Below are 20,272 nucleotides of genomic sequence, written 5' to 3' on the forward strand. Positions count from 1 at the left end.
GGGTGGTCAGTTGTTTTTGGCGGCCAGCGCCAACTCCAGCTGCTTGTGTACGATAGCCTGGCGTTTGATCAGTTGCAGGCGTGTTCGCTCGTGAGGGCGATAGGTGTAGAGATCCACATAGGTTTTGGCGATCTCGCTGAGTACCGGGTGTGCCAACTTGAACTGCTCGTCGAACATGACCTACCTCCTGGCCCCGAATCCGGGGAACACCAACACATAAGGCCAACCGTTGGCCTTGATAATCAGCCTACGCTGGCGGATTTTGGTTGGGAAATAACGTTTGGTAGGTAAAAACGTAAACCGGGTTAGCAAAAGGCATAACCCGGTCCTTGAACGTACAGTGATCAGGCGCTGAAACCGACCTGCTTGCGCCACTTTTTCAGCAGGAAGTTGGTGTCATGATCCCACGGGTGGAAGCCGGGTCTGAAGTAATCCAGATACTCCGGAATGATTCGGGTGAATATGCCACGAGAGCCCCAGAAACGGTTGAGTCCCTTCGCCCACGATTTCAGGTTGCCAAGCTCTTTGTCTTCGCGCATCAATTCCACAACAAAGGCATGGATGGCGATCATGATCAGGACGGTGGCGAGGGCCATGATCCCCATACGAAGCGCGTAGTTAGCAATGCCTTTGCCATAGATCTGCTCAAACGTGTCGAAGGCGACGGCCTTGTGCTCGTTTTCCTCGATGCAGTGCCATGCCCAGAGGTCGCGCATTGAAGGGTCGATCATTTCCACCACGTCCTCACGCTTCAGCAGCTGGGCCGACAGAATGCCGGTGAAGTGTTCCAGTGCAACGGTAGCGGCGAGGTGAGTCCGCTGGTTGTTGAAGATGCGCAGGTTGGCAACCGACAGGAACTTGCGGGTCCAGCCCTCCAGTTTCGGAATGTCGAACCCTTCATTGATAGCGCCGGCGTTAAAGTTACCGTGTTCTTTGGCGTGCATGGCCTCCTGGCCAATGAAAGCGCCGATGTCCTTTTGCAGCTGCGGGTCTTCAACCTTCTCCCGCACCGCCCTGACACTGGCGACAAAGAACCGCTCCCCGTCAGGAAACAGCGCCGAAAGGGCGTTAAAAATATGTGTCATGAACGGGTCATTGGCCACCCAGTGGCGTGGGACTTCCGTGAAATCAAAATCCTGTCGACGAACCGGAAATGACGGGGCTACTGCAGACATAACGACCTCGGCTAGTATTGTTGTCTTACCGTTGACTTTACGGTGCCGGGCGAGGGAATGATCGTGCCGTTGGGGACAGAAGCTTTGCATTTGGCCCATTAAGGACGACCGTGAGGGCGCTACGGCAACTCAAGGGCGATGTTCAGCAGATAGATCTCCCGTGGGGCAGGTAGGCGAACGGCAAACAATCCCAGCCTGCGGATGTCATCCATATCCATATCGCGATTAACCGGAGCCGTCCGTATCCGGTCCAGCTCGATTCGAACCTGGTTGTACCCGGGTTGCAGTGACAAGCGTTGGTTGAAGCGGTCGCGAAAGGCGTTGTCACCACGGTCGTGGCGGGCATCGTTGATTCTGATCACCAGTTCAAGGGGCGAATCCGACGGGTTGAAGAACGCCAGCATCAGAGCGTGGTAATCCCGCCAGTCACTGGGCAGATTGTGTAGGGACACACCGGAATACTGCTCCGTGCCCAGGGCGATCTTCAAGGCAGGCGCCGAATCGGCATCTGTGGCTGGCCCCTGTTGCAGGTGGTCAACCCGGGAGATGGCTCCAGACCAGTAGGCGTGTGGGTCGTTAGCTGAGAAGTCATACAGTCCTGGCAGGTGTTGCTGAATGCGGTAGTGCTGGAGAGCGGCCTGGGCAACCAGTGACAGCTCGACAATCAGTAGTATCAGGGTGAGGCCCCGTGCCAGCCACCGGAGTGTCGGGGTGATCGGATGCAAGGCTGGTTGCGGGGGCGTTTGCCAGGCCAGTACCAGCCAGGCCCCGATCAGGTTGCGCAGCATGTCATGCCAGTCGCGCTGTCGTTGCAGGCCTTCCTGAGCCAGTTCCACCAGCCCACCAGCCACCAGCACCGCCACGGTAACGGCCAACCAACGTGTACGTTCCCGCAAGGGCAGACGGGGGGATAGCCAGTGGGTGAGCAGGCCAAAGAACAGGGGGTGGCCCAGGTTCCACACCGACTTGTGCAAGGCACTGGATGCCCAGTCGGGACCACCGACAAAAAACAGGGGCAGTAAACCCAGCAGGATAAAGGGCGATAGCCAGGACCAGGACGACGTCACCCGGTGCCTGGCGTCAGTGCGGAGTTGCCGGTTCTCTGTCATAGCGTGAACAGGGGCCGTCAGGAATGGGGCTGTTTGGGGTCAGAGTAGGGATTCAACCGGCAACAGGCCAATGAACCAGGCCTGGAAGCGACGCCAGACCCCGGCTTCAGGCTCTTGTCCCTCGCTGACAATGACAGGAGGTGATTGTTGTTCATCCAGCCAGATCAGTTCATTGGAGGTGCCAAACACCCCCGGCTGTTCTTCCAGTTGCAGGCGCCAGGCGAAAGCGGGTAGCACTTCAAGGAAACCCTCAGCGGCATTGGCGGCCATGGTGTCACTGTCAATGACGGCACCGATTTCGGTGTTGAGGTCGACCGAGCGGGGGTCCAGGTTCATGGACCCGACAAACACATAACGGCGGTCAAACACCATGGTTTTCGCGTGGAGGCTGGCGCGTGATGAGCCGAACGGCGACTTGTTGCCTGTACTGGCAATGGGGCGGGGCTTGAGCTCCCAAAGTTCTGTTCCGGACGCCAGTAAGTCTTCACGGTAGTTGGCGTAACCGGCATGAACCGCTGCTACATCGTTGGCGGCGAGGGAGTTGGTCAGCACCAGAACGCGGGCGCCGGTCGCGTTCCAGTCAGCAAATTTCCGGACCAGGCCGTCTCCTGGGATGAAGTAAGGGGAAATGATCAGCGCTTCGCTGTGTGAGTCCTGTAGCAGTCGGGCCAGCTCCGGCGCCATGTGATCGGCATCGTCATCCGGGTCGGTCAGCAACTTGTCCGGATGATCGTAGACCACCTCTGAGGTAGCCCAGTTCAGTTGGAGTTGCTGCTGGCGGAGCTCGTTAAGGATGTCCAGGCTGCGTAGCCGGTCGAGATAGGTCTGGGCCTGCTCGGACTGACTGATTGTCAGGAGGGACTGGCGGGTGTCCTCCAGCGTTGGTTCATCGCCGTCCCACAGGCTGCCGATGGGCGAGGCCAGCGAGTGGTTCCAGTAGGTATCGAAACTGGTTGAGATCTTGCGGGCAAAGGGACCAATCCCTAGCACATCCAGGTCGGCAAAGCCGGTTATCGGGTCAGCTGCAAAGTAGGTGTCGCCGATATTGCGCCCGCCAATGATGGCCGCCTGGTTGTCGACCGTGAAGGTCTTGTTGTGCATTCGCCGTGACTTCAGGGAGAAGTCGGTCAGCATGTCCAGGTAGGGCAGTGTGCGTGAGGAAAAGGGGTTGAACAGCCGGACCGAAATGTTGGGGTGGCTGGCCAGCGCCGCCAGCATGGGCTCCTGGCCACCGTGGCCAAAGTCGTCAAGCAGCAGGCGGACCCGGACCCCCCGGTCGGCGGCTCGCAGCAAAAAATGGCTGAACAGCTGGGAGGTGACGTCGTCATGGTACAGATAGGTTTGTACATCGATGGACGCTTCAGCGGCTTCCATGAGCAGAAGGCGGACGGCATAGGCATCCAACCCGTTGACCAGCAGCCTAAAGCCAGATTGATTGCCGTGCAGGGCTGACGCCTGTTCTATGGCTTCCCCCAGCAGTGTGTCGCTGGTGTCTGCTATAGCGTAGGTGGACGGGGTCGGCGGCACCAGCGGCTGGCTACTGCAACCGCTTGCAAGTATCAGGGCCGTGAGGACAAAGAGGGGAAAGTTCGGCGTCATGTTCAGCGTCCGTCCTGTGCCAAAGCAATGCGGCTGATTTTAAATGGTGGTTTTGACCAGTAAGTGTAAGTGTTATTCGGCGCGGTGATAACTCCCCTCCGTCACAAAGGCGGGCTCGACTAATCCTGAGTGGCACCGGCAAACAGCGGCTGGTCACCTTGATAGGGGTCGGGGCGGTACAGCAGGGTGCCGTCAGGCTCTGCTTCGGCGGTCCAGTAGGCCAGCAGTACGGGGACGCTCCGGGGCAGGTGGACGTTCTGCGATTCGCCACGGGCACGAAGCAACTCGACTTCTCGCCAGGCCTGAGGGGAAGATGCCTCAAACAGGGCGTGAGCCAGGGTCAGCGCGTCTTCGACACGAACGCAGCCGGAACTGTAGAAGCGGTTGGTGGTATTGAACAGCCCTGCGCTAGGGGTGTCATGCAGGTAAACCGCAAAGGGGTTGGAAAACCGGATGACCACCTCGCCAAGGGCATTGTTGGGGCCTGGGGCCTGGCGCAGCAAGATCCCGCTGGGATTGTTCCAGTTGACCTCAGACGCCGAAAGTTCCTCGCCCTGGTAGTTGTAGATGTGGATGTTCCGTTGTTCCAGGTAGTGGGGGTTACGGCGAATTCTCGGGAGCTGGTCACGGACAAAAATCGAGGTTGGAATGGTCCAACTCGGGTTGACCGTGATGTGGGTAATCAATGACTTCAGCTTCGGGGTTTGCCGGAGTGGTTGGCCGACTTGCGCCCGCCCCGACCAGGCCAGTTCTCCCTTGCGGTAAAACTCGAGCTTCGCTGCGGCGATGTCCACGAGTAGCAGGGTATCTTCCATATCGGCCGCCAGGCGTCTGAGCCGCTCCAGGTTGGTACGGATCTGCTCCAGGCGCTCCGCTGGCTGGACGTTGAGTTGTTCGAGGGTCTGCGCACCCACCCGACCATCAACATCAAGATAGTGACGGCGCTGGAAGTCCCGAATGGCGGCGGTCACATGATGATCAAACAAGTTTGGGTCAGCAGGTTCAGCCTGTGCGGCAGCAAGATAACCTTCTGCGCTCAGGCGGGCTTTCAGCATGGCAACCCGGGGGGACTGCTGACCTTCCTCCAGCGTGTCCCCTCCAGCAACCCGGGGCCAGTGCTCAGGCAGGCGCTCTCTGGCGACCAGATAAGCGTGGCGAAGGTTGGTGTAGCGGTCGGTGTGAGGGCGTGCCTGGTTGAAGGCCACGGAGAGGTTAGCCTGGCCGGAAGTGGCCAGGGCAACAAGCTCCGGCGCCCTGCGGCGTTCGCCAAGCAGAGGCGAGTACCAGATGGATTCCTCTTCACTATCGTTCTGGCGGCCGAAGCGAAGGTCGGCCAGGGCGCTCAGGTAGGCATAGCTGGCCAGATCTGCATCACAGGGCAGCACGGCTCCCCAGGTGCCGTGGAAACGGAGAATGTCTGCCAGTACCGGCAGGTAGTAATCTGCCGGGTCGAGCCCGTCGTCTTCCAGTGTGCTCAGTTGCTGGATCAGGCTCGCAAGTCGTACCTCTGAGCTCCAGAACTCCTCGGGCATGGCTTGGCGGAACTCGCTGAGGGCGTTACCCAGGGCATTGTCTTCCAGGGGAAGTGTTTCACAGTCATCAGGCGCCATACGGAAGCTTGCAGCTCCGAGGGCTGGTATCAGACAAACCAGAGTCAGAGCCATGGCTAATAGGCTCTGGTGGTTTCGGTTTGTATAAAATTTGTACATATTGATGGCTGTCTCAGACTTCTTTGCTAAAATCCGGCAAATTTTAGCCAACGAGAAGCAGGTCCCGCTGGTTCTATCTATCCATGGTAATAGGCTTCGCCGCAGTTACCAGTGACTCCCGGCTGCTCTGTACGCAATTGATATTCCTTGAGGCTCCACCGATGACCGAAACACGCCGCCCCTTTGCCCGACAATGCCTGATGGGATTATGGCTGACGTTTGTTTCAGGTGTCTGTATCGCCAGCGCGTTCGATTCCAGTCTCTACGGCAAACTTTCTAGCGCAGCCCCCAATCTGAACCCTGCGGTATTGCAAAAAGCCCTGGTTGCTTCCAACTGTGCAATGGCCAATGGTGTCGCTGAACCGGCACGTCTGGCCGTGATCGATTTTTCCCTGCCGTCGAGTGAGCAGCGCCTATGGTTGTTTGACCTGCAAAGGGGCAATTTGATCCTGCGTGACCTGGTTGCCCACGGCAAGAATTCCGGTATGGGAACCGCAACGGCGTTTTCTAATGACAATGGCAGTTACCAATCCAGCATCGGCCTGTTTCGCGCCGCAGAAAGCTATGAGGGCCGACATGGCTACTCCCTCCGTCTCGATGGCCTCGAACCCGGGGTCAATGACCTGGCGCGGGAACGTGCCATTGTCATCCACGGCGCCGACTACGTGGACGCTGCCTGGGTAGCGGAATATGGCCGTATCGGCCGCAGCCACGGCTGCCCGGCGGTGAGCCAGGGAGCGATCCGGGATGTGGTGGATAGCCTCAAAGGTGGCCAACTGGTGTTTACCTACTACCCGGATCAGGACTGGCTGTCATCGTCGGCCTTCCTCAACTGCGGTGCTGACAACCGGGTTGCGGGGTTGGCCCGGCCGGAAGCTGCTGTCGGCGGCTGAGCCCCCGGCGCACCTGTACCTTAGCGGTGGAGTTCACCGGCACGTTCCGGCTGGTAGATGACCTCCTCAACGCGAACCTGAATCACGCCGCCGCCAGGCTTTGGCCATTCAATGGTGTTGCCTACCGACAGGCCAATCAATGCACTGCCCACAGGCGCGAGGATTGAGATCTTGTCGCTACTGCCATCCATATCCTTGGGGTAGACAAGCGTCAGGGTGAAGTCCTCGCCGGAGGACTCGACCCGAAACTTCACGGTTGAGTTCATGGTGATGACCGTGGGCGGAATCTCTGAGGGCTCCACAATGTCGGCTCTGGCCAGCTCTGATTCCAGTTCTGCCTTGCCCGGAAACGCGCCGTTGGGCAGCGATTCCAGCAGGGCATCGAGCCTGTCTGCATCAAGTGATGAAATAATAATCTGTGGTTTGGTGTTCATAATCTGGTCTCTCAAAAGGTTTGTTTGGACATATAGATTCTGCCCAGCGCCACCCGAAGTGGCTGAGCCGTCAGGGGGCGTGAACGCGATTCAGTTAAGTTGGGGTCGGGTGGCGACGAGAACGCGGCCAGCAGCCAGTGCGGCGCTGGCAAGAACAATAGAGGAGAACTCGGTCACCAGTCTGACGGGTTGGGCCAGCAGGTGACGAGATGGGGTGAATGTGGCGCACACGGAAAACGCCCCGGCTTGCCCGCAGGGGAGCGCGCGATGCTGGCCCCCTAAAACCGGGCTCGCTTCACTGTATGAAACAACCGTGTTCACGTTAACGTGATCTCCTGAGCGACAACGCTGCGTAATGCGTGAAATAACATCCACCACTTAATGCTTTCTACCATTTGCGTATAAAAAAACAAGTGTGCTTCGTCAATCCACCTGATCCAGGTCAGGAGCCTGATCGAATCCTGGGTTGCCTGACGTCACCAGGTGAATAATGTTGGAGGGGCTTGCAATCCAAAAGGCCCTGAACCCATCGGGCAAAGGTTCAATCTCATCGCGGCGATGGCAGCCTTGCACTTTAAAGACGTCGGCTGCCTGGTCAATATCATTGGTCACGATTTCCAGCCAGATTTCAGCCTGGCTCAGCCCCGGCACGCAATCGAGCCAGAGTACCTTGTCACCAAATTCAAAACGCGGGGTTTCGCCATCGCCATGGCCGGCAATCAGCTTGAAACGAAGCACGTCCCTGTAGAACCGCACGGTATCCTGATACTCGTGGGTGGGGATTTTCATGGCGATGTTTTTGCCCGGATGAAACTCAGCCTTCATGGTGTGTCCCCTCAGTGCTTTATCCAAACCTCAACTATAGGCCTTGCTTGCCGCATTAAATACGAGAATGGCCAAGGGAATGTTGGATAAGAAGAAAAGGGCAAAGCGAAGCTCAATTTTGTTCACCAGCGCCTGGACGAGACTGTGCGTGACACGCAGTCCAACATAGGCCCATGCCGCATAGATATTGGTTTCTGTCGACGCCCCTAAAAATGCCAGGCACAGCACAGCGGCATAAAAAACGGTGGGCTGTTCCATGAGGTGGTTATAGTTATCGGCCTTCCAGCGCACTTTTGCGGGAAGTTGCGACATTTGAGCACCAACCGGGGCTTCCGGGTCCAGTTTCATCTTCATAGCCGCGATCGCGGGCAAGCGGGTTGCGTACATCCACAACCACATAACCAATGACCAGATAACCAGAGCCACGACCGGGCGGATCAGTTCAACCTGTGTTTCCATGGTGCTCCCACAACTGTTTGATGTTCGATTAGGAAGGTAGCGTTTACCTCACAGCCTGGCGTTCGCCGGGGCAGGGGGCGTTCTCTAGGCGTCATCCTGACCTGAAAGCCGGTCTCTGACCTCCATGAGCGCGAAGCCCAGAAGGTTTAGGCCTTTCCAGGTGTTGGGGTTCTGGGCGGCAGGGTTATCTTGGGCCAGGCCAATACCCCATATCCTGTCTACCGGGCTTGCTTCAACTAACACCCTGCTACCTGTGCCCAGCAAAAACGCCTTCAGGTCCGTATTCTGAGCAAATTTGGCCAGGTTGGCATTGACCACAATGTCGAACCGGTTGTCATCCCAAATTGTTTGGCTGAAACCACGAACCTCTCGTCCAATAGCCTTAGCCTCTCCTGGATTGCTGGCGAGGAGCACGTTATTGCAGGCTTCGTTATCACCAAACAACCTGGCCTTGTGGTACATCATGTAGTGCTCAGCCGTGAGGAACCGGTTTCCATCCTCCAGAAAACTGGCGTCATACCATTGGCTGAAACAGCTTTTTGACACCTGCTGCCCGCTTTCTTGATGGCCCCAGAAAAAGACGTACTTGGCCTCATTGCCGTGGTTTACGAAGTCGATAAGCTGATCTTTTGTTCTGATCTTCAAGGGTTACGCTCCAGGTTCAGGCCACTGGTCATATCGTTCCGCGCCTTCCGGGCTCAGCCATGGCGCGTCATGGGAAACCCAGATGTGGGCCTTGGCCGTCTGTCCGGGGTCTTCATCCAGCGTGGCCACTCGAACAATGACATGTGGCTGCCCAGCTCTTTCCGCCATTAAATGGGAACCGCATAGCTTGCAAAAGTGGCGCAGCTTGCCTGGCGACGATTCGTACGACGCAAGGAACTCTTGTCCTTTCAACCAGCGAAAGTGTTCCCGCTTAACCCCGGCCGTGGGGGCGTATGCTGCGGAATGTGCCTTGCGGCAGGTGTTGCAGTGACAGTGCATGATGGGCATGTCGAGACTGTCTATCTCGTACACGATTTCTTTACACAAGCAGCTTCCCTTCACTGGCGGACACCTCCTTATAGTTAATGCCCGGCATACCGGGTGCCAGTAGGCCCTGCTCAGCCCCTTCTGAAAGCGTCACAGGCAAATAAAAGCATCGTTTTCGTAATAGAACGCAATGGCTTCAACTATCTCGCGGTCAGTTGGATGCGGTTTCTGGAACGTGTAGTTGTCTATGACATCTTCGATCTGATCCAGATTTAACAAGTAACAATACCCGTTGTTGATCAGGCTGTCTTCGAACTCATCAAACTCTTCATCGGAGAGTTGTCCTGTATCTCCCACGATAGGGAACATCTTCGTAGAAAGCGCTAAGTCGGCATTTTGAGGCGTATCCTCATAAACCAGCCAAGACCCAAGCCCTCGGCTTGAAATACATTTCTTGATCCAGCTTTCCAAAGGTTCTGGCGCGCCCAGGAACGGTTTGATATCCATTAAGGTCTCCATTGTAAAGCTTACCCTGGTGGTGATGGGGCTGATCCGCCTGAATACAGAACGTTGCTTCCATACATCCCCGGATAAGGTGCAGCGTTACGCTTACGTGGTTGGGGCTGTGCCAATTTCCTCTGGGATGAGCGCCAGGAGGTCTGTAACCCCAATTTGGTCAGTCATGACGGTGAATACTCGTTACGACTCAAAACGCTCACTGTTACAGACAAGGCTACCAACCCCACCAACGCTCGACCTTTATAATGCCGCGCCAGATCGCCCCAAGAATGGATGGAAACAGGTGCGGAAGCAGCAACGCCAAAACGGCAAAGACGATGATACAGGCGAAAAGGTAGGTACTGCTGAGAAACCCACCCCAATAAGCGAGCTCTTTGTTGACCCCGAGCCAGATGAAAGCTGCGGTCGGGACAGAGAAGAAGAGGGATGCAAAGAGGCTGATCAGCCTTGATTCAATGGGTCCACCTTGGCCGCGATTCCTTGTCATTGTTTGTCGCTGTTCCTTGTGTGTAACGTGACGGGGTGGAAGTCCAGAGCGCAGTGGTACCGATTGATATAGCCTCTTAGTTCCATTCCACATGACATCTTAAATCTGGGTATTGCTGATTAAGTTCTTCCAGGCAATGTCTGAGCTGTTGGTATGCCTCGGGGAGCACTGCGCGAAGATGTGCCGTGCCAACAAATTCAAGCTCTCTCGGCATGTCCACTAGCGCAGTAATCGAGTCCCAGAATGCAGCCCAGTTTTTCCCGTAGAAATCGGGAAAGCCTAAGCTGTTCGCTAGAGCTTCGTGGAGCACTTTCTCTGTTCTAATTGACTCGATATTTATTTGCATGATCTTTAGTCATAACGCTCGAGTATGAAGCGAGCAACTTGTTGTGAGCCCTGGGACGAAGCGCGTACATAATACACCTGTTAATTGGTGGTTTTGTTCTTGAAACCACTTTTCCCCTCAAATATTTTTTTGAACGCCTTATCTAGCTCATTAATATCTGTTTCTGAGGGATTAAATACAATAGAATATGATGCATGACCATCCAAATTTTTAGAGACTTCATTGCTCAAAGCTACATCTATCGAATTGAAGTTTAGATCAACTCGCAAGTCATTCACTCGATGATTTAATTGATCGTGAACCATGATTTCTATTTCTTCAGAATCGGGAAACCTAGTCAGCGAAAAACAATAGTTTTTGGCCTGGTCAAAGCAATAGACCAAAGCCATTTCATAATGTTCGTCAAACTCTGATGCCGAAACGGTGACGTGTAAATCCATATGGCATTCCGTTTAACACGACGCGCACCGAACAATTTTTTATGCAGAGCCTGAAAAAAACCGGTTCGGTGGGGGCCATTGATTCAGTAGATCATGGAAGATCCCATTTAATGACTCCGAGATCCAGGTTCTTGTCGAACATGGATCTCAAAAGACTGGCAAAGCCATGTTGCTTTTGCCCAATAAGCGCTTTGGTGACACTGACTGGCCATCAGCAGGAGTTCAGCATCAGCTTGAATGATTTTTTAGCTTAACCTGATTTTCTTGCTCCAGGTTGGTGGAACTCGATTACATTTCTATCAGGGTCTCTTATGAAGAAGAACTTCGCCCCTTCGAACTCAACCTCCCCAGTTATTGCGATACCTAGCTTTTTAACCTCATTTAAAGCTGACTCATAGTTGGTTACTTCTAATGCAACGTGAGTGAAACCAGTATTTTTGGCAGAAGTATCCATAAGGATATTTTTTGCGCAGTCCGAATCAGCATTAAGAATAAAGTTTATATTAACGCCTGAAGGATGCTCCATAATAGCAACTGGCTCTGGTCCGACTGGACCAGTTATAAATTCAAATCCTAACTTCTCGTAAAAAGCTCTCGAGATATCCAGTTGTTTAACTCGTAAACCAAGGTGGTTTATTCTCGTGATTTCCTTCACTAATTCTGTCCTCCAAACATTCTATAGCTCACGCTACTGGTTATACGGTTTCATAGTTGGAAATTTCCAACAGATTCCCGTCGGGGTCTCGAAAGTAGATGGAGGTAATTGGCCCTTTGGCCCCTGTTCGTGACACGGGCCCCTCCAATACTTTTACGTCTAATTGCTTGAGGTGTTGGAGCACTTCCCGAATAGGAATTGATGCCACAAAACACAAATCACTTGAGCCAGGTACAGGACTCTTCGCGTGAGGCTCAAACTCCTGACCATATTGGTGCAAGTTTATCTTTTGAGCACCGAACTCCAGTGCTTTTCGGCCACCACCAAATGTGATGACTTTCATACCCAATACCTTGGAGTAAAAGGCACAACTCTCTTCTACGTTAGCAACCGTTAGAACTACGTGGTCAATCGAATCAATAATGCTCAAATTGTCTGCTTCCTTGCATTTCCTGGCACTCGATTCTAACGGCAGTCACCGTACTCTCGATTAATCTTCTTTCCGTATAGCGCCGAAGCGCACCGGTGACTTTGGCGTAGCGAAGCGGAGAAAAAGGCATCCGAGTGACGCGCCTGGTTAGCTGCTTCCAAGCATGTACGCACGAAGCTGACGCTCCTCTCGCATGACATAGAGGATGAGAACCCGCTTCTCAGCCTCACGATAAAAAATACGACACGGTGGAACCACTACCTCTCTGTATACCGAATTGGGGAGTTCGGGAGGAATCCGCCCGGATTGAGGAAAGTTTTCCAAACGCTCGGTCTTATCGAAAACTTGTTGGACCAGATCGCTTGCGGCAGCAGGATTGTCTAGAGCAATGTACTCAGCGATGGCATCCAGTTCTTGGAGGGCGGGCTCTGTCCAGATTACTTCAGCCATTTACTCATTTTCTCCCTGGCCTCCCTTTGGCTGTACGTTCTTCCCTCAAGTACAGCTCGCTCTCCCCGTGAGAGCCCCTCAAGAAGCTCAAGCCGACGCTGCATGAACTCGTAATCCTGCACATCAACAAGATAAGCCGATGGCTGGCCATGTTCCGTGATCAGTACCGGCTCTTTAGACAGGTGCAGCTCTGCCAAGATTTTTGTAGCTTGGCGCTTAAGGTTCGTAACAAGCTCAACTTTCATGGGCTCACCCTGATCCAAATTGATAGTGACACTATAGTATCACTTTGCGGGTGAGGCAATCACAGCTAACGCCCCCACAGAGCCAATGGCAGTAGGCTGCCACTGATGGTCGCTTTTTAGCTGCGGTTAAAAATGGGGGGATTACCGGTTTTTCTACAGCCTCAACGCCGCGAGCAGCGGCAGCTTGCTTTGGGCGCTTTATGCGCGAAAATGGGAGCGAAGCGCCCTGCGCATAAAGTGTACAAAGTAAGCTGTCCGGTGGAGGCCCGCAGGGCCGGAACAAAATACCTCGCCTTGTTAAGGTTTAACCGTTGCACTGCAATGGCGACCACTTTACGTAGCATAAGAAAACCGCGCCCAACAACGGCACTAGAGCCCATAAAATAAAATTTGCTTTCAGGATGTAAGCAGCTACTACTACCACCCAGAAAGGCAAAACCATAAATAGCAAAGCCAAGAATCCGTACTTCACCTGTATATAGCAATTGCAACCGCAAATCCGACACGACTTTGGGAACAGCCTGGTTGCATTCAGCTTCTCCCAGAAACTAAACCCACTACTCTTACATTTTGGGCACTGATACATCAGAAACCTTAACGTCTTTGTCAGTTGCGTTTTGGTTGGAGCGTAATTTTGGGGTAGAGTGGCGTAGCCACCCCAAAAGGAAGTGTAGAGCAAAACGTCAACTGGATAAACTTGTTAAACCTCGTTGTGCTACCATTTGACGATAGAATTCTACTTCTTCAAGCTCTTCTTTAAAAACCCCTAACAAATGTTCCGATTGTCTTTTTGCTAATATTTCACTTTTACCACTCGCTACAAATGCCTCTAAGAATCTATTAAAGTCATTTGCACTACACTGGCATGGACCATGCTCGGCTATAAGTATTGCGGAACGAAGAAACTCTTCCCAACTAATGTGATTGGATTGATACTTAAGGTATTCCGAGCACGCCTCGAAGAAACCCGCCTCTGGAACAGGGTAGTTCTCTTCAAAATTGTCGTAGGTTTCATTTAGCAACCTCCTTGCTGCTTCATCCTTATCTTTCAGAAGTGAAATATCCATGACAAGCTGAGAAGGTTCATCTTCGTTTAGTATAATTTCATCACAGCACGAAATATATTCTTCAGGAGTTATTAAGCCTGCTGAAATTATCGATGAAAATACTACCAGCTCTTTGTTGCTCATACTTCCTCAGAGGTTTAACGCTCGCAGCACGGGAAAATTTGAAGCGAAGCGAAAAGTTTGTCCGTGTGCCTGCGTTTGTTACACATTTATACCGTATACCTCAAGGTGAGACTTCATGATGTGTAAAATCCTCTCATTGGCACCCCATTTTTCAGCGATATTAATAGATTGAGAAGCAGAGTATTTAGAAATTTTACCACCTAGCTCTAGAAGCAATAGCAGCATATCGGAGTTACCGTGCTGGATTGCCTCACTAAGCGCTTGTTCTTGGATTGGGCAACCTAACGATCTTAACAGCTCAACTTCTTTATACTTTAACTCAAGTGCACACCATGTAAGCGCGTTCTCTCCAATCGAGTTCTTCTCCTTAAGAATTGTTCGATCCGCGTTGACAATTTGAGCTACCTTTTCGGGTGGCTCTTTTAGTAAAGAATCAAGCAATCGATCAAATCTGAGATTTCTTACAGGTAAACTCATCACTTCCACTTAATGTGTAACGCTAGCGGCAGGGGCGCGACGTAAGGAGCGTCCCTTGGTCGCACTTGTTAAATTTCTCAAGCCGGGCTCTTGAGATCATCAACAAGTTGGTCTGATGACTTTGTTTCCAAGGACTTTCTTTTGGTTTTGAGCTGTTCAAGCAAATAGTGATTCGACAAATCGAATTCAGCGAAAATCGTACCCCATGTCTTAACATAGCCTTTGATGCGATCATTTTTTGTACTGAAAACTAATCCAGGCTCATTCTTCGCTTCTGCGGTTTCTAGAGCTGAATTAATGTCAAAATCTCTCTCGGATATCTTTCTGCCAACCAAAATGATTTCAAAGCGCATCTTCTCCATAGAGAAGCCCACATGCTCAGATATAATCCTTGCGTAATCCTTTATTTGCTTGAGATGCTTTTCATTTAAGGCAATTGCAGGCTTCTTGATTTCGATGATAGTACATTGGTAATAGGACTCGCCTCTAGAGTTGAAACTCAACTTTTTTCTAGCCAAGAAGAGATCAACTTGTCGTCTTACACCCTCTATGCTTAGGCCCGCGTCTAAGTCTTCAGGTTCCAAATCATTTTCATCTACTATTTTTATTCCCTTAACAGACTCTCTCAAATTCAATGCAACTCTTTGAAAATCATCTTCCTCAGCACCAAGAATTGCATATTGATTACCGAACAGCCACGTATTGCTTTCAATAATTCCTTGGAGGTCAGGTGTTTCCAGGACCTGCTTGTAATGATTTACCATTATTTCGCGCAATTTATGAACCGCAAATTCTCGTTTCTGCAATATTTCAATTGTGCTTATTATATTTTCAAGCGAAGAATTATTAATTTGATCTGACAGCAATTCGATTTGGCTTTCGCTTAGGTCGAGGATTTCCCCAATGACATCAAAAATGGTATCGTTTTCATTTGACACAAGAATTTTATCAATTAATGCGATAAGAATTTTTAACGGCTTCTCTTTAGTGTTATTGAATATAGAAGGATCTGCTATATACAATTTTTTTACAAATGATTTAGTGTTACTTCTCCGCCACAAAGACTCTTCTTGGCTAATGAATTTATGGCTGGGGAAATACCCTTTAGCCTCATACTCTTCAATCTTTTCGTCCACAAACTCACGAAGAAACTCTTCATAGATCTCGCCGCTAAGTCTATTTATTCTCTTCTTAAGCTCTCTAAATTCAGGAGAGCTCTCATTTACTTGTGCATTACCTGAAAAGTTTAACGATGTATTATGCTTGTCGAAATTATCAAACCAGTCGGATCGAGCGTAGGTGCTCAGATAAAAAAGAGGTTTATTATTAAAACTACTCAAAGCCCTATGGAGAATTCGCCCTTCATTACTCACTACATAGTTATACGATTTTTCATCTCCTGGCTTATTTATCCAGCGGATGAAATCGACCTGAAAAGTTACATCATCAATAGATACTTCCTTTTCTATAACCCTGCATTCGGGAATTTCAACTTTCACTCCATTAACCGTTAGTTCTCGATCAGGATTTAGGGCTAATCGCCACCCAAAATAGGTCTCAAGACGTTTTCTGATCTCCTCAGCACCTGGAAGGTTCTCTTTGAAATGCTTGAGAACTACACATGTTCCTGATCCCGTAGAACTTAATAGTGCATGTTGATTACTGCTGTCTATCTCTTCCGCAATGAAATTTCGAAGGCTTTGACTTTCTATTTTTATTATCGCGTTCGCTTTTTTACACTTTGTGAACCATGAGGCGCTGGAGCATAGCAAATGAAAAGCAAGCCTTCCTTTACCATGTGCACCTTGTGCGTCATCATCTCCATGCTTGGATGATTCATTGAACTTAGAGAAATGCAAGTCACATTGATTAATATCAATCCCTGATCCATTGTCTAGAATAGTTACAGATTCAAGACCGTGTAATTCGTTGTGGTCAACAATAACATCAACACGTTTTGCTCCAGCATCAAAACCGTTGGCTATAAGTTCGTTAATCGCTTGAAATGAATATTTTTTCCACTTAGTAAAATGCTTTTTTATGCCTTCATGAGTAATATCTGCCGTACCGCTTATTTTCATGTTACCCATATTAGAACTCGCTTTTTATGCATTGCTTTTTTTGCTTAAGCAGATCAATCAAATCATGATAGAAGTGGTCTGCAGCTTCAAGGTATGTAGGACGAGTTGTCTGCACACCACTCCCAAAAATTTAACGCCGTTGTTCAGCGGCCGCTAAAAGCGGTCCGGTGGAGGGCCAAAGGCCCGGAACAAACTGCAACTACTTGTTATGAGTGTATTCATACTCGGTACAAGCGAAATCTTTACAGCTGATAACGATCCTAGAGCCCGAAACATACTCAATCTCGTGAACAACGCTACCATCATCGGTAGCGGTAACCTCATGGCCAGAAATATCACCATGGAAGGTGTCCGCCCAGTTGTATGGGTTCTGCTTTCCTTCAAATCGGTAGGACTGCACACCGACGTATTTGAGTGAGATTTCTCTGTCGTGCATTGGTCCCAGTAAAACTAGCTCAATGGTTGTATCAAGTTCGAAAGGTCTCTCAGAATTCCGGTTTTCTTTAACCGTGAGAGAGGACAACCACGCATCATGTAGCGAGTGCGGGCTATTCAGATCGTAGCGCGTGATGCTTGAAGCAAACTCGTAAACCGCCGCAGAGAATCTAGACCTGTTTGCCTCAATGTATTCGAGATAAGAATCAAAATCCTTTTGCATAGGTCCTACTTACTCATAACATTGATTCAGCGTCACCTAACGAGGCTGTAGAAAAACCCTCGCCCCTTTTTACGATGGTGCTCCTACGTAAAATCTGGGTGTATTTCCGATGTTGAGTGCTCCAGATTTTAAAAATAGGCGCTATTTTTAGTTCATTTATCAACCAATCTAGGGTCGAGGAAATCTCCTGACCTTTTTCTACAGCCTCAACGTGTTTAAAAACGGCACCTGACACAATATCCCGCCGCTTTTCTCCATCCAAGCTATACAGAAAATTTCACCATGGCAATGACATAGCGCCCATTTTATGGGGTTGTGCTGCATGAATAATGGCAGGTGCAACAATATCCCGGGTACTGGATGAGTAGACAATAAAAAAGGCGCAGCGGTTGCCCGGCTGCGCCTTTTGGGGATAGCTCTTTAGATCAAGCCAGGTTGTAGATAAACACCACCATCACGGCAACCGGCGTTACAAAACGCAGGGTGTTGTACCACAGCTTGAAGCCGGACTCAGACAGCGACAGTTCGTTCTCAAGCGCCTGCTTGGACATGAACCAGCCGGCAAACACCGCTACCAGCAGGCCGCCCAGTGGCAACAGAATGTTGGCGGTGAGGTAGTCGAGCAGGTCGAAGATGGTCTTGCCTTCGAACATGCTGAACATGCCCAGCGGGGTAACGTCAGACCACAGGTTCAGTGACAGGATCGACGCGATGCCCAGCAACCAGCAGGCAACGCCCGCGGCCAGGGTGCTGATGGTGCGGTTCATGCCTTTTTGCTCTTCCAGCCATTCGACCAGCGGCTCCAGCAGTGAAATACCGGAGGTCCAGGCGGCGAAGATCAGCAGCACGAAGAACAGGGTGCCGAACAGGGAGCCCATTGGCATCTGGCCGAACGCCAGTGGCAGGGTCTGGAAGATCAGGCCGGGGCCAGCGCCGGGCTCCAGGCCATTGGCGAATACGATCGGGAAGATGGCAAGACCGGCCAGCAAGGCGACCACGGTATCCATAACGGAAACGGTGATGGAGGTCTTGGCGATAGAGATGCCTTTCGGCAGGTAAGAACCGTAAGCCATCATGATGGCCATACCCAGGCTCAGGGTAAAGAACGCATGACCAAGGGCCACCAGTACACCGGAGGTGGTCAGTTTGGAGAAGTCAGGCTGGAACAGGAAGCTGACGGCCTGACCAAAGTGCCCGGTTGTCATGGCGTAGCCGACCACAATCAACAGCAGCACGAACAGGCCCGGCATGAGAATGCTGACGGCGCGTTCCAGGCCGGAGCGAACGCCACGGGCGACCACTACCATGACCAGGGCCATGAACACGGTGTGCCACATCAGCAGGGTACCGGGGTCACTCAGCAAGCCGGAGAAGATAGCGCCAATGGACTCGGCGGTTTGTCCCACCAGCTGACCACTGGCTGCTGTGCCCACATAAGACACCGCCCAGCCGCCGATGACGGAGTAGAAAGACAGGATCAGGAACGCGGCCAGCACGCCAATAATGCCAACGATACGCCAGGCCGGGTTGAGTTTGTCGCGCTCGGCAATCAACCGCAGGCTGTTGACGGGGCTGCGACCACCGCGGCGACCGATCATCACTTCCGCCATCATGATGGGAATGCCGACGGCTGCGATGCATAACAGGTATACCAGAACAAAGGCACCACCGCCGTTTTCGCCAGTGATGTAGGGGAATTTCCAGATATTACCAAGGCCTACGGCAGAACCGGTGGCGGCCAGGATGAACGCCAAACGGGAGGACCAGAGGCCACGTTTGGCCGTGGCGCCTTCCAGGGTGCCTGTTGCGGTGGCGGACGAAGAGTAGGACATGACTGTCTCCTGCTTACATGTTGTTGTTTTCGGGGGACAAAACTCCTCCTGGGCGGCTATGCGGTGGATTGCCGTATAGCCGCCAGGGAGGATCGACCCTAGGGGGTTACCGCTCAGTGCATGGAGTTAGCTCACGTCATCAGCCGGCCTTGGCGAACTGATGGGTGGCTTGCTCCTTTTGCGCGGAGATGTGCTCGAAGCGTTCTTCAGCCAGCTCGTTGGCGATCACGCCGGTCGGGCGCTGGTCACGGTCGGAACGGGTGAAGATTTCTTCCAGGGTTTCGCCAATGCTTTCGACATGGGCGCGAACTTTGTCGGCGTCGTGATCGGTGCGCTCGTGGAACACGTCGATGATGCCGCCGGCATTGATGACGAAATCAGGGGTATAGAGAATGCCCTGATTCATCAGGACTTCGTCGTGATACGGGTGTTCCAGCTGGTTGTTTGCCGCACCGGCAATTACTTTGGCCTGGATCTTGGGAATGCTCTGGTCGTTCAGTACGGCGCCGAGGGCACAAGGTGCAATCACGTCTACCGGCAGGGAGAGGATGTCGTCTGCGCTGACCGGAATGGCGCCGAACTCTTCAACGGCGCGATCCATTTGATCCTGGTGAATGTCGTATACCCACAGTTGGGCGCCAGCTTCGTGCAGGTGGCGAGCCAGGCGGTAGCCGACATTACCGATACCCTGAATGGCCACTTTCAGGCCCGTCAGGTCGGTGATTCCCAGCTTGTGTTTAACCGCCGCTTTCAGCCCAACGAAGGTGCCATAGGCGGTTGCCGGTGAGGGGTCGCCGTTGCTGGGCTTGCCGTCGAAACCCGGGTGGGAAGCAATACCGGCAACGTGCTTGGTGTTACGGCCCATGATCTGCAGATCGGCAACACTGGTGCCGGAGTCTTCTGCCGCAATGTACAGCCCGTTCAGCTGTTCAATGAAGCGGCCCATGGCTTCCATCAGTTCTTCTGTCTTGAATTTGCGCGGGTCGCCGATGATCACGGATTTGCCGCCGCCGAGGTCCAGGTTGGCCAGGGCAGACTTGTAGGTCATGCCGCGGGACAGGCGCAGTACGTCGCGCAGGGCTTCTTCATCGGTGGCGTAGGGGAACATCCGGCAGCCGCCCAGAGCCGGGCCGCGGGAGGTGTTGTGGACCGCGATGATGGCTTTGAGGCCAGTCTTGGGATCACAGAAAAACGAGACGTGTTCGTGGTTGTCGAACTCAGGATGGCTGAATACGTTCATGGCGTTTCACCTTCTACTGTATGGGCTACCGATACCCTTATGGGGCC

25 protein-coding genes are annotated in these 20,272 nt (G+C 52.2%); 1 reads left to right on the top strand and 24 read right to left on the bottom strand.

What is annotated here, in order from left to right:
- Window positions 1-6: 6 nt before the first annotated feature.
- The 5 genes from BMZ67_RS18610 to BMZ67_RS11150 all read right to left on the bottom strand — a co-directional run bounded on the left by BMZ67_RS18610 (window position 7) and on the right by BMZ67_RS11150 (window position 5,547).
- Window positions 7-177, bottom strand: a complete 171-nt coding sequence (locus tag BMZ67_RS18610; RefSeq protein WP_175481905.1) for a hypothetical protein — start codon at window positions 175-177, stop codon at window positions 7-9.
- A gap of 167 nt (window positions 178-344) precedes the next feature.
- The gene (locus BMZ67_RS11135; RefSeq protein WP_092022600.1) at window positions 345-1,175 is read right to left on the bottom strand and encodes a metal-dependent hydrolase; all 831 of its coding nucleotides are present in this window, start codon (window positions 1,173-1,175) and stop codon (window positions 345-347) included.
- Between the two features lie 119 nt (window positions 1,176-1,294).
- Entirely contained in the window at window positions 1,295-2,284 is a 990-nt protein-coding gene (locus BMZ67_RS11140) for a VanZ family protein (RefSeq protein ID WP_245749955.1), read from the bottom strand.
- Between the two features lie 39 nt (window positions 2,285-2,323).
- On the bottom strand, window positions 2,324-3,883 hold the full coding sequence (locus BMZ67_RS11145) for a phospholipase D family protein (protein WP_092022602.1): 1,560 nt from the start codon (window positions 3,881-3,883) through the stop codon (window positions 2,324-2,326).
- Window positions 3,884-4,002: 119 nt separating this feature from the next.
- A complete protein-coding gene (locus BMZ67_RS11150; RefSeq protein ID WP_175481906.1) occupies window positions 4,003-5,547 on the bottom strand; it encodes a L,D-transpeptidase family protein in 1,545 nt (514 codons plus the stop codon).
- A 206-nt stretch (window positions 5,548-5,753) separates the two neighbouring features.
- Between BMZ67_RS11150 and BMZ67_RS11155 the strand changes: the two genes are divergently transcribed.
- On the top strand, window positions 5,754-6,485 hold the full coding sequence (locus tag BMZ67_RS11155) for a murein L,D-transpeptidase catalytic domain family protein (RefSeq protein ID WP_217642489.1): 732 nt from the start codon (window positions 5,754-5,756) through the stop codon (window positions 6,483-6,485).
- Between the two features lie 20 nt (window positions 6,486-6,505).
- Here the strand turns inward: BMZ67_RS11155 and rnk are convergent, their stop codons facing one another.
- From rnk to BMZ67_RS11245, 19 genes are all read right to left on the bottom strand, one after another.
- A complete protein-coding gene (rnk, locus tag BMZ67_RS11160) occupies window positions 6,506-6,919 on the bottom strand; it encodes a nucleoside diphosphate kinase regulator (protein WP_092022605.1) in 414 nt (137 codons plus the stop codon).
- Between the two features lie 423 nt (window positions 6,920-7,342).
- Window positions 7,343-7,744, bottom strand: coding sequence for a VOC family protein (locus BMZ67_RS11165; protein ID WP_092022607.1), 402 nt, complete (start codon window positions 7,742-7,744; stop codon window positions 7,343-7,345).
- A gap of 30 nt (window positions 7,745-7,774) precedes the next feature.
- Window positions 7,775-8,203: an MAPEG family protein gene (locus BMZ67_RS11170; RefSeq protein ID WP_092022609.1), complete on the bottom strand. Its 429-nt coding sequence runs from the start codon at window positions 8,201-8,203 to the stop codon at window positions 7,775-7,777.
- Between the two features lie 84 nt (window positions 8,204-8,287).
- Window positions 8,288-8,848 carry a riboflavin biosynthesis intermediates N-glycosidase gene (locus BMZ67_RS11175; RefSeq protein WP_217642490.1) on the bottom strand — a complete coding sequence of 187 codons (561 nt, stop codon included), beginning with the start codon at window positions 8,846-8,848 and terminating at the stop codon, window positions 8,288-8,290.
- 3 nt (window positions 8,849-8,851) lie between these two features.
- Window positions 8,852-9,250 (bottom strand): GFA family protein, encoded by a 399-nt coding sequence (locus tag BMZ67_RS11180; protein WP_217642491.1) that lies wholly within the window; start codon window positions 9,248-9,250, stop codon window positions 8,852-8,854.
- Window positions 9,251-9,325: 75 nt separating this feature from the next.
- Window positions 9,326-9,682, bottom strand: coding sequence for a DUF7716 domain-containing protein (locus tag BMZ67_RS11185; protein WP_092022611.1), 357 nt, complete (start codon window positions 9,680-9,682; stop codon window positions 9,326-9,328).
- Window positions 9,683-9,908: 226 nt separating this feature from the next.
- Window positions 9,909-10,181 (bottom strand): hypothetical protein, encoded by a 273-nt coding sequence (locus BMZ67_RS11190; RefSeq protein ID WP_092022613.1) that lies wholly within the window; start codon window positions 10,179-10,181, stop codon window positions 9,909-9,911.
- A 76-nt stretch (window positions 10,182-10,257) separates the two neighbouring features.
- Window positions 10,258-10,527 (bottom strand): barstar family protein, encoded by a 270-nt coding sequence (locus tag BMZ67_RS11195; RefSeq protein ID WP_092022615.1) that lies wholly within the window; start codon window positions 10,525-10,527, stop codon window positions 10,258-10,260.
- Window positions 10,528-10,607: 80 nt separating this feature from the next.
- Window positions 10,608-10,967, bottom strand: a complete 360-nt coding sequence (locus BMZ67_RS11200; protein ID WP_092022617.1) for a hypothetical protein — start codon at window positions 10,965-10,967, stop codon at window positions 10,608-10,610.
- 250 nt (window positions 10,968-11,217) lie between these two features.
- A complete protein-coding gene (locus BMZ67_RS11205) occupies window positions 11,218-11,622 on the bottom strand; it encodes a VOC family protein (protein WP_092022619.1) in 405 nt (134 codons plus the stop codon).
- A 40-nt stretch (window positions 11,623-11,662) separates the two neighbouring features.
- On the bottom strand, window positions 11,663-12,052 hold the full coding sequence (locus tag BMZ67_RS11210; RefSeq protein WP_092022621.1) for a VOC family protein: 390 nt from the start codon (window positions 12,050-12,052) through the stop codon (window positions 11,663-11,665).
- A gap of 147 nt (window positions 12,053-12,199) precedes the next feature.
- Window positions 12,200-12,502 carry a type II toxin-antitoxin system RelE/ParE family toxin gene (locus tag BMZ67_RS11215; RefSeq protein WP_092022623.1) on the bottom strand — a complete coding sequence of 101 codons (303 nt, stop codon included), beginning with the start codon at window positions 12,500-12,502 and terminating at the stop codon, window positions 12,200-12,202.
- The gene (locus tag BMZ67_RS11220) at window positions 12,490-12,747 is read right to left on the bottom strand and encodes a type II toxin-antitoxin system Phd/YefM family antitoxin (RefSeq protein WP_092022625.1); all 258 of its coding nucleotides are present in this window, start codon (window positions 12,745-12,747) and stop codon (window positions 12,490-12,492) included. The genes BMZ67_RS11215 and BMZ67_RS11220 overlap by 13 nt, the downstream gene beginning before the upstream one ends.
- Window positions 12,748-13,430: 683 nt before the next feature.
- Window positions 13,431-13,937: a hypothetical protein gene (locus BMZ67_RS18530; protein ID WP_139214367.1), complete on the bottom strand. Its 507-nt coding sequence runs from the start codon at window positions 13,935-13,937 to the stop codon at window positions 13,431-13,433.
- Window positions 13,938-14,015: 78 nt separating this feature from the next.
- Window positions 14,016-14,414, bottom strand: a complete 399-nt coding sequence (locus tag BMZ67_RS11225; RefSeq protein ID WP_092022627.1) for a hypothetical protein — start codon at window positions 14,412-14,414, stop codon at window positions 14,016-14,018.
- A gap of 77 nt (window positions 14,415-14,491) precedes the next feature.
- Window positions 14,492-16,504: an ATP-binding protein gene (locus tag BMZ67_RS11230; protein ID WP_092022629.1), complete on the bottom strand. Its 2,013-nt coding sequence runs from the start codon at window positions 16,502-16,504 to the stop codon at window positions 14,492-14,494.
- A gap of 190 nt (window positions 16,505-16,694) precedes the next feature.
- Complete coding sequence (locus tag BMZ67_RS11235) at window positions 16,695-17,153, bottom strand: hypothetical protein (RefSeq protein ID WP_092022631.1); 459 nt, start codon at window positions 17,151-17,153, stop codon at window positions 16,695-16,697.
- 425 nt (window positions 17,154-17,578) lie between these two features.
- A complete protein-coding gene (locus tag BMZ67_RS11240) occupies window positions 17,579-18,985 on the bottom strand; it encodes a sodium-dependent transporter (RefSeq protein WP_092022633.1) in 1,407 nt (468 codons plus the stop codon).
- 139 nt (window positions 18,986-19,124) lie between these two features.
- Window positions 19,125-20,225 carry a Glu/Leu/Phe/Val family dehydrogenase gene (locus BMZ67_RS11245; RefSeq protein WP_092022635.1) on the bottom strand — a complete coding sequence of 367 codons (1,101 nt, stop codon included), beginning with the start codon at window positions 20,223-20,225 and terminating at the stop codon, window positions 19,125-19,127.
- Between the last annotated feature and the right edge of the window lie 47 nt (window positions 20,226-20,272).

The sequence above is a fragment of the Marinobacter zhejiangensis genome, assembly GCF_900114775.1.
Taxonomy (GTDB): Bacteria; Pseudomonadota; Gammaproteobacteria; order Pseudomonadales; family Oleiphilaceae; genus Marinobacter; species Marinobacter zhejiangensis.

Bases quoted from the DNA above. Each gene is read 5' to 3' on its own strand.
- BMZ67_RS11225 (WP_092022627.1), bottom strand. From the start codon at position 14,414: ATGAGTTTACCTGTAAGAAATCTCAGATTTGATCGATTGCTTGATTCT.
- BMZ67_RS11195 (WP_092022615.1), bottom strand. From the start codon at position 10,527: ATGCAAATAAATATCGAGTCAATTAGAACAGAGAAAGTGCTCCACGAA.
- BMZ67_RS11235 (WP_092022631.1), bottom strand. From the start codon at position 17,153: ATGCAAAAGGATTTTGATTCTTATCTCGAATACATTGAGGCAAACAGG.
- BMZ67_RS11230 (WP_092022629.1), bottom strand. From the start codon at position 16,504: ATGGGTAACATGAAAATAAGCGGTACGGCAGATATTACTCATGAAGGC.
- BMZ67_RS11170 (WP_092022609.1), bottom strand. From the start codon at position 8,203: ATGGAAACACAGGTTGAACTGATCCGCCCGGTCGTGGCTCTGGTTATC.
- BMZ67_RS11245 (WP_092022635.1), bottom strand. From the start codon at position 20,225: ATGAACGTATTCAGCCATCCTGAGTTCGACAACCACGAACACGTCTCG.
- BMZ67_RS11200 (WP_092022617.1), bottom strand. From the start codon at position 10,967: ATGGATTTACACGTCACCGTTTCGGCATCAGAGTTTGACGAACATTAT.
- BMZ67_RS11215 (WP_092022623.1), bottom strand. From the start codon at position 12,502: ATGGCTGAAGTAATCTGGACAGAGCCCGCCCTCCAAGAACTGGATGCC.
- BMZ67_RS11240 (WP_092022633.1), bottom strand. From the start codon at position 18,985: ATGTCCTACTCTTCGTCCGCCACCGCAACAGGCACCCTGGAAGGCGCC.
- BMZ67_RS18530 (WP_139214367.1), bottom strand. From the start codon at position 13,937: ATGAGCAACAAAGAGCTGGTAGTATTTTCATCGATAATTTCAGCAGGC.
- BMZ67_RS11220 (WP_092022625.1), bottom strand. From the start codon at position 12,747: ATGAAAGTTGAGCTTGTTACGAACCTTAAGCGCCAAGCTACAAAAATC.
- BMZ67_RS11150 (WP_175481906.1), bottom strand. From the start codon at position 5,547: ATGGCTCTGACTCTGGTTTGTCTGATACCAGCCCTCGGAGCTGCAAGC.
- BMZ67_RS11190 (WP_092022613.1), bottom strand. From the start codon at position 10,181: ATGACAAGGAATCGCGGCCAAGGTGGACCCATTGAATCAAGGCTGATC.
- BMZ67_RS11140 (WP_245749955.1), bottom strand. From the start codon at position 2,284: ATGACAGAGAACCGGCAACTCCGCACTGACGCCAGGCACCGGGTGACG.
- BMZ67_RS11185 (WP_092022611.1), bottom strand. From the start codon at position 9,682: ATGGATATCAAACCGTTCCTGGGCGCGCCAGAACCTTTGGAAAGCTGG.
- BMZ67_RS11145 (WP_092022602.1), bottom strand. From the start codon at position 3,883: ATGACGCCGAACTTTCCCCTCTTTGTCCTCACGGCCCTGATACTTGCA.
- BMZ67_RS11135 (WP_092022600.1), bottom strand. From the start codon at position 1,175: ATGTCTGCAGTAGCCCCGTCATTTCCGGTTCGTCGACAGGATTTTGAT.
- BMZ67_RS18610 (WP_175481905.1), bottom strand. From the start codon at position 177: ATGTTCGACGAGCAGTTCAAGTTGGCACACCCGGTACTCAGCGAGATC.
- BMZ67_RS11165 (WP_092022607.1), bottom strand. From the start codon at position 7,744: ATGAAGGCTGAGTTTCATCCGGGCAAAAACATCGCCATGAAAATCCCC.
- BMZ67_RS11155 (WP_217642489.1), top strand. From the start codon at position 5,754: ATGACCGAAACACGCCGCCCCTTTGCCCGACAATGCCTGATGGGATTA.
- rnk (WP_092022605.1), bottom strand. From the start codon at position 6,919: ATGAACACCAAACCACAGATTATTATTTCATCACTTGATGCAGACAGG.